The following is a 6,489-nucleotide window of genomic DNA, read 5'->3' as shown; positions in this document are numbered from 1 at the left end:
GGCGGGGGCGGCGCGCGCTGCGCTGGTCGGCGACGACGCTGGCGGTGCTGATACTCGGGACGGCGGGCGCCGGTTACCTCTACTACGAGCACCTCAACGGCAATCTCGGCAAGGGCGAGCGCAGCAGCGGCGATTCCAAGGTCGGCAAGTCGGGGCCCAACGCGGCCGGGCAGACACCGCTGAACATTCTGCTGATCGGCTCGGACAGCCGCGCCTCCGACGAGAACGTGAAGCTGGGCGGCAGCCGGGACAGCCGCGGTGAACCGCCGCGCGGTGACGTACAGATGCTGATCCACCTTGCCGCCGACCGCGAGAGCGCCGCCGTGGTCAGCATTCCGCGCGACACCCGGGTGGACATACCCAAGTGCACCGACCCGGAGAGCGGGAAGGTCTACCCGGCGACCAACGACATCATCACGTCCTCCCTGGGGCGCGGCGGGGCCGGGTGCACCCTGGCCACCTGGCAGAACCTCACCGGCGTCTACATCGACCACTGGATGACGATCGACTTCGCCGGCGTGGTGCGGATGGCCGACGCCATCGGCGGTGTCGAGGTGTGCGTCAACCAGAACGTGTGGGACCGCCCGCTGCCCACGATGAAGGGCGGCTCGGGGCTGAAGATGAAGGCCGGCACCCACAAGGTCGAGGGCGAGCAGGCACTGCAGTGGCTGCGCACCCGGCATGCCTGGGGCAGCGACCAACTGCGGGCCCGGGCGCAGCACATGTACATGAACTCGATGATCCGCACCCTGCGGAAGCAGAACGTCTTCACCGACACCGGCCGGCTGACGGACCTCGCGGAGGCGGCCACCAAGTCGCTGACCGTGTCGGAGGAGATCGGCTCGGTGAAGAAACTCTTCGACCTGGGCATGCAGTTGAAGACGGTGCCACCGGACCGCATCACCATGACCACGATGCCCGCGATCGAGGACCCCCAGGACAAGAACCACCTCCTCCCGGACGGCGCCGACGCCGAGCAGCTGTGGACGATGCTCCGCGACGACATCCCCTTCGACGACAAGGGCGGCACGTCCGGCGCGAAGAAGGCGGCGGAGGAGAAGGCCGCGAAAGACCCCGCCGCGCCGGACGGCGAGATCGACGTCCAGGTGCGGAACGCCACCAGCTCCTCCACCCAGGGCCCGGTCGGCGGCCGGGCGAGCGCGATCGCCCAGGCCCTGGTGGCCAAGGGCTTCACCCAGGCCAGCCCGGACACTTCGGGCGCCGGATCCGAGAAGCGGACGGTCGTCCGGTATCCCAGCGGCGATCTCAAGGGCGACGCCCAGCGGGTCGCCAAGTCGCTGGGAATCCCGCTGAGTTCGGTCAAGCCGTACGAGGACGCCTCCCAGATCACCGTGGTGGTGGGCGCGGACTGGCGCGAAGGCACCGCCTACCCGAAGAAGGCGGCGCCCAGGGCCGGTGAGCTGCCGAAGAACACCGAAGCACTCAACGCCTCGGAGAAGGGCACGTGCATGGATGTGTACGAGCCGTACCGCTGGTAGTCGGCACGGCCGTGTCACTGGCGCCGCTCGTGCCTCAACCGTGTGGATACTGTCAGCACTTCACGGATGTGAGCGCTGACGGAGGAGACACGAGCGACCGTGCCGCGACGGACGACGCCCCGCGCGAGAAGGGCCCTGCGGTGGGCCGGTGGGGCGATGGCGTTCGCGCTGCTCGGCACGGGCACGGCCGGCTACCTCTACCTGAAGCACCTCGAAGGCAACGTCGCCACGACCGACATCGGTGACGCGGGCAAGGGCGGCTTCAGCAAGGACGAGGCGATCGACATCCTGCTGATCGGCACCGACAGACGCACCGGCAAGGGCAACGGGGGCTACGGCGACAAGGGCAGCGCCGGGCACGCCGACACCACGATCCTGCTGCACGTCGCCGAGGACCGCTCCAACGCCACCGCGCTGAGCATCCCGCGCGACCTGATCGTCGACATCCCCGACTGCCCGACCACGCGGGAGGACGGCTCGGGGACCGTCGTCCCCGGGCAGCGGGGCGTCCGCTTCAACCGGAGCCTCGGCGAGGGCGGCCGGGACCCGGGCTGCACCATGCGCACGGTCGCGAGCGTCACCGGCATCAAGCCCGACCACTTCATGATGGCCGACTTCAACGCGGTGAAGACTCTCACGGCGGCCGTGGACGGCGTCACCGTCTGCCTCGAACACCCCGTGGACGACCGGCAGTCGAAGCTGCGGCTCCCTTCGGGCGAGTCGACGGTGCAGGGCGAGGACGCCCTCGCGTTCGTACGGACCCGGCACAGCTTCGGCAACCAGGGCGACCTCGACCGGATCAAGGCCCAGCAGCACTTCCTGGCCGCTCTCATGCGGAAGATGGTCTCCGGCGACACCCTCACCGACCCCGGCAGGCTGCTGCGGCTGGCCGAGGCCGCCACCAAGGCGCTGACCGTGGACACCGGCATCGGCAAGGTGAGCACCCTCAAGGACATCGCGCTGGAACTGCGGAAGGTGCCGACGCGGAACATCTCCTTCACCACCGTCCCGGTGCGCGACAACCCGGCGGAGACGGTGAAGGCCACCGTCGTCCTCGACGAGTCCAAGGCTCCCGCCTTGTTCGACGCGATCCGCGACGACGTGTCGCTCACCGAGGTCGAGAAGCGGCGGAAGAAGGCGAAAGCACAGGAGAACGCCGCCGAGGACGCCCGGCTGGAGGGGCCCAGGGCACCGGCCGCCGAGGTCCGCGTCCGCGTCCTCAACGGCGGCGCCCCGGCGGGCAGCGCCCAGGAGACCGTGCAGTGGCTCCAGTTCGAGCAGGGCGTGATCGAGGCGCAGAACGCGGGCAACGCGTTCACCGCCCGTAGCAGGACCGCGCTGGAGTACGCCCCCGGCCAGGCCGCCCAGGCACGGCGGCTGGCCGGCCTCATGGGGCTGCCCGGCTCGGCGCTGAAACCCGGCGAGAGCAGCACCGACGCGCGGGGCCTGCCCGCGATGACTCTCACCCTCGGCAGGGACTTCCTGGGTGCCGGAGTACGGCTCGACCGTTCACGGACGGTGGTGCCGGACGTCGACAAGTCCACGGCGGACACGGTGGAATGCGCGCGTTGACGCTCAGTTGAGCGGCTCTGCGCGGTCGTCCCGAACTTTGTTGAAACCGGTTGATTCCAGGGGGCAACTGACGGGCCCGTCGTGCGTCTAACAGGACGCAGGACGGGCCTGTTTCACGACACAAGGGGTGCCAGGGGTGGGGAGGACGGCGGCAGTGACGCAGAACGCCGTGCGGGGAACGCTCCGTGACGACGACCGGAGCGAACCGCCCCCGGAGGAGAACCCGGCCGGCGTTGAGGACGGCACCCGCCCCCGGCGCGGACGCCGCCTGCTGAAGTGGTCCGCGGCCGTCCTGGCGCTGCTCATAGCCGGCTCGGCGACGGCCGGTTACCTCTACTACCGCAAGCTGAACGACAACATCGACAAGCAGCCGCTGAACCTCGGCGACCACAAGATCGCCGAACCGACCCCGAACGCCGCCGGACAGACCCCGCTGAACATCCTCCTCATCGGCTCCGACGCCCGCGACACCAAGGAGAACCAGCAACTCGGCGGCGCCCGCGAGACGTTCGGCTCGAAACCGCTGGCCGACGTCCAGATGCTGGTGCACCTGTCCGCCGACCGGACCAACATGTCCGTCATCAGCATGCCCCGCGACACCCTGCTGAAGATCCCCAAGTGCACCGACCCCGACGACGGCACCGTCTACCCCGCCAGCCAGGGACGGGTGATGACGAATCAGAGCCTCGGGCGCGGCGGACCCGGCTGCACGGTGGCCACCTGGCAGGAGCTCACCGGCATCCACATCGACCACTTCCTGATGGTCGACTTCGCGGGCGTGGTCTCCATGGCGGACGCCGTCGGCGGCGTCCCGGTGTGCGTCGACGCCAACATCCACTCCCGCAACAGCATGGGCCAGGGCTCCGGCCTGAAACTGGAGAAGGGCACCACCTACGTCAAGGGCGAGCAGGCCCTGCAGTGGCTGCGCACCCGGTACGGCTTCGAGGGCGGCACCGACCTCGCCCGCGCCAAGGCCCAGCACATGTACATGACCTCGCTGGTCCGCCAGTTGCGCGAGAACGCCACCCTGAGCAGCCCCAACAAGCTGCGCAGGCTCGCCGAGCGCGCCACCGAGGCCCTCACCGTCGACCCCGGCCTCGACACCGTCAAGAAGCTGTACGACCTCAGCGGCGAGCTGCGCAAGGTGAAGCCGGAGCGCATCACCATGACGACGATGCCCAACCGGTACGTGGGTGCCCGGGTGGAGCCCACCGAGGACGCCGAGAAGCTGTTCCGGCTGGTGCGGGAGGACATCGCCCTCGACGGCCGGGACGTGAAGCCGACCGGGCAGCGGGAGCAGCCCGTCCCGTCCGACCCGGCCGCGCCCGACGCCGAGATCGCCGTCCAGGTCCTCAACGGCACCCGCACGGACACCGAGGGCGCGGCCCCCGGCCGGGCGAGCACCGTACGTGCCCTGCTGAAGGACAAAGGTTTCTCCGCGGCGACCGCCGACACCAGCAGCGCCCTCAGCGAGAAGCGGACGGTGGTGCGCTACCCGAGCGCCGACCTCGAGGGCGACGCCCACCGCGTCGCCGAGGCCCTCGGCCTCCCGGCGTCCTCGGTCAAGCGCTCCACCGACGTCTCCGGGGTCACCCTCGTCGTCGGCGCGGACTGGCGCGAGGGCAGGACGTACAAGGCCCCGGAGGAGGACACCACCACTCCGGAGTCGGCCGAGCCCCTCAACGGCGCGGACGACACGGCCTGCATGCACGTCGACCCGGCGTTCAGCTGGTAGCGACCGAAAGGCCGGTTCTGTCCGTCCTGTGGTGGTCATGGCGTGAGGGGCGTAGGACGGAGGGGCGGGGGGGCCGACCCCCGGCCCCTCTTTCGCCCCCTGGGAGGAAGCCATGACCCAGTCCGCCGCCACCCCGATGAGCAAGGACATGCAGGACTGCGTCAACGCGTGCATGTCCTGCCACGGCATCTGCGAGGAGACCATGAGCTCCTGTCTGCAGATGGCCGGCCAGGCCCCGGTGCAGATCATGCGCGCGCTGATGGACTGCGCCGAGATGACCCGCATGTGCGCCGACATGATGATGCGCCGCTCGCCGCTGTCGAGCGAGATGTGCGCGATGTGCGCCAAGGCCTGCGACATGTGCGCCGAGGCGTGTATGTCCATGCCGGACGACGACCAGATGATGCGCTGCGCCGAGTCCTGTCGCCGCTGCGCCGAGATGTGCCGCTCGATGGCGGGCGCCACGATGTGACCCCGACCCCGGACACGACCGAGGGCACCCCTGGTCCGGGGTGCCCTCGGTCCGTGCTGGGGGCTCAGTTGCCCGAGACGGTCACCTTCTCGTCGTTCTGCAGCTGGCTGACCAGGGTCTTCACCTTGGTCATGTCCCACTGCAGATTGCCGTTGCCCGCGCTGCCCGCGATCGGCATGTTCATGGACTTGCCGTCGCCGCCGCTGACGCCCTTCATCGCCCAGAACATGTCGGCCAGGTCGAACAGCCCCATGTCCTTGTCGACGACCAGCGAGTCCAGGCCCGCGCCCATCGTCGGGTAGAGCTTGAAGGGGTTGAGGACCGTGCTCGGGGTGGCCACCTGGTTGGCGAGGGCGGAGAGGAACTTCTGCTGGTTCTTGGTGCGGTCCAGGTCGGAGCCGGCCAGCGCGTACCGGGTGCGGACGAAGGCGAGGGCCTCCTCGCCGTTCAGGGTCTGCTTGCCCTTCTTGAAGTCGGCGCCGGACTTGGTGTCCTTGATGTCCTGCGGGATGTCCATCTCCACGCCGCCGACCGCGTCCACGATGTTCGCGAAGCCGGCGAAGCCGATCTCGACGTAGTGGTCGATGTGCAGCCCGGTGTTGAACTCCACCGTGCGCACCAGCAGCGTCGGCCCGTCGATCGAGTACGCGGCGTTCAGCTTGTTGGCGCCCATCGCGGGCCGGGTCTTGCCGGACTCGGAGCCCTGGAACTCGGGGATCGTGACGTTGGAGTCACGGGGCAGCGAGATCAGCGTCGGGCCGTTGTCGCCGGTGTGCAGGATCATCATCGAGTCCGTGCGCTTGCCGTCGGCGGACCCGGTGTGCAGGTCCTTCTTCTGCTCGTCGCTCAGCCCCTCACGGCTGTCGGAGCCGACGATCAGATAGTTCGTGCCCTCGCCCTTCTCCGGGCGGTCGATCACCGTCGAGAGGTCGACGTCACGGTTGAGCTTGGAGTCGGCCCAGAAGTACGTGCCGACGGTGGTGACGATCAGCACAGTGACGAGCGTGAGCGCGGTCCACTTGATCCGGCGGCGCCAGTCGGGCGCGGGCCGCTGCGCGTACCGCCCGTCGGGGCCGGGCCCCTGGGGACCGCCGCCGCCGGGGCTGCCGTAGACCTGGCCCGTGTTGTAGCCGCTGTCGTACCCGGCGTCGTAGCCGCCGTCCACGTACGACGGCTGGCGCGGCACACCGCCGGGCGCGCCCTGCCCGGGC

5 protein-coding genes are annotated in these 6,489 nt (G+C 69.8%); 4 read left to right on the top strand and 1 reads right to left on the bottom strand.

Going from position 1 to position 6,489, the window contains the following annotated elements:
* The 4 genes from N4P33_RS30980 to N4P33_RS30965 all read left to right on the top strand — a co-directional run.
* Positions 1 to 1,499: LCP family protein (locus N4P33_RS30980; protein WP_260830263.1), on the top strand; the 1,499-nt coding region annotated here is incomplete at its 5' end.
* A 156-nt stretch (positions 1,500 to 1,655) separates the two neighbouring features.
* On the top strand, positions 1,656 to 3,071 hold the full coding sequence (locus N4P33_RS30975) for an LCP family protein (RefSeq protein WP_260830264.1): 1,416 nt from the start codon (positions 1,656 to 1,658) through the stop codon (positions 3,069 to 3,071).
* Between the two features lie 154 nt (positions 3,072 to 3,225).
* Positions 3,226 to 4,806: an LCP family protein gene (locus tag N4P33_RS30970; RefSeq protein ID WP_260830262.1), complete on the top strand. Its 1,581-nt coding sequence runs from the start codon at positions 3,226 to 3,228 to the stop codon at positions 4,804 to 4,806.
* Positions 4,807 to 4,918: 112 nt separating this feature from the next.
* On the top strand, positions 4,919 to 5,278 hold the full coding sequence (locus N4P33_RS30965) for a four-helix bundle copper-binding protein (RefSeq protein WP_260830261.1): 360 nt from the start codon (positions 4,919 to 4,921) through the stop codon (positions 5,276 to 5,278).
* 64 nt (positions 5,279 to 5,342) lie between these two features.
* Here N4P33_RS30965 and N4P33_RS30960 read toward each other — a convergent pair.
* Positions 5,343 to 6,489, bottom strand: a 1,147-nt coding sequence (locus tag N4P33_RS30960) for an LCP family protein (RefSeq protein ID WP_260830260.1), incomplete at its 5' end; no start/stop codon positions are given.

Origin of the sequence: Streptomyces sp. 15-116A (assembly GCF_025290915.1) — a bacterium.
In the GTDB taxonomy this organism is placed as follows: Bacteria; Actinomycetota; Actinomycetes; order Streptomycetales; family Streptomycetaceae; genus Streptomyces.
Note: the sequence above shows the minus strand (reverse complement) of the source record. Positions and strands in the feature narration are given on the sequence as shown.

What these genes read in the sequence shown, in the direction of transcription:
- N4P33_RS30975 (WP_260830264.1), top strand. Translation starts at nt 1,656, where the DNA reads ATGGCGTTCGCGCTGCTCGGCACGGGCACGGCCGGCTACCTCTACCTG.
- N4P33_RS30965 (WP_260830261.1), top strand. Translation starts at nt 4,919, where the DNA reads ATGACCCAGTCCGCCGCCACCCCGATGAGCAAGGACATGCAGGACTGC.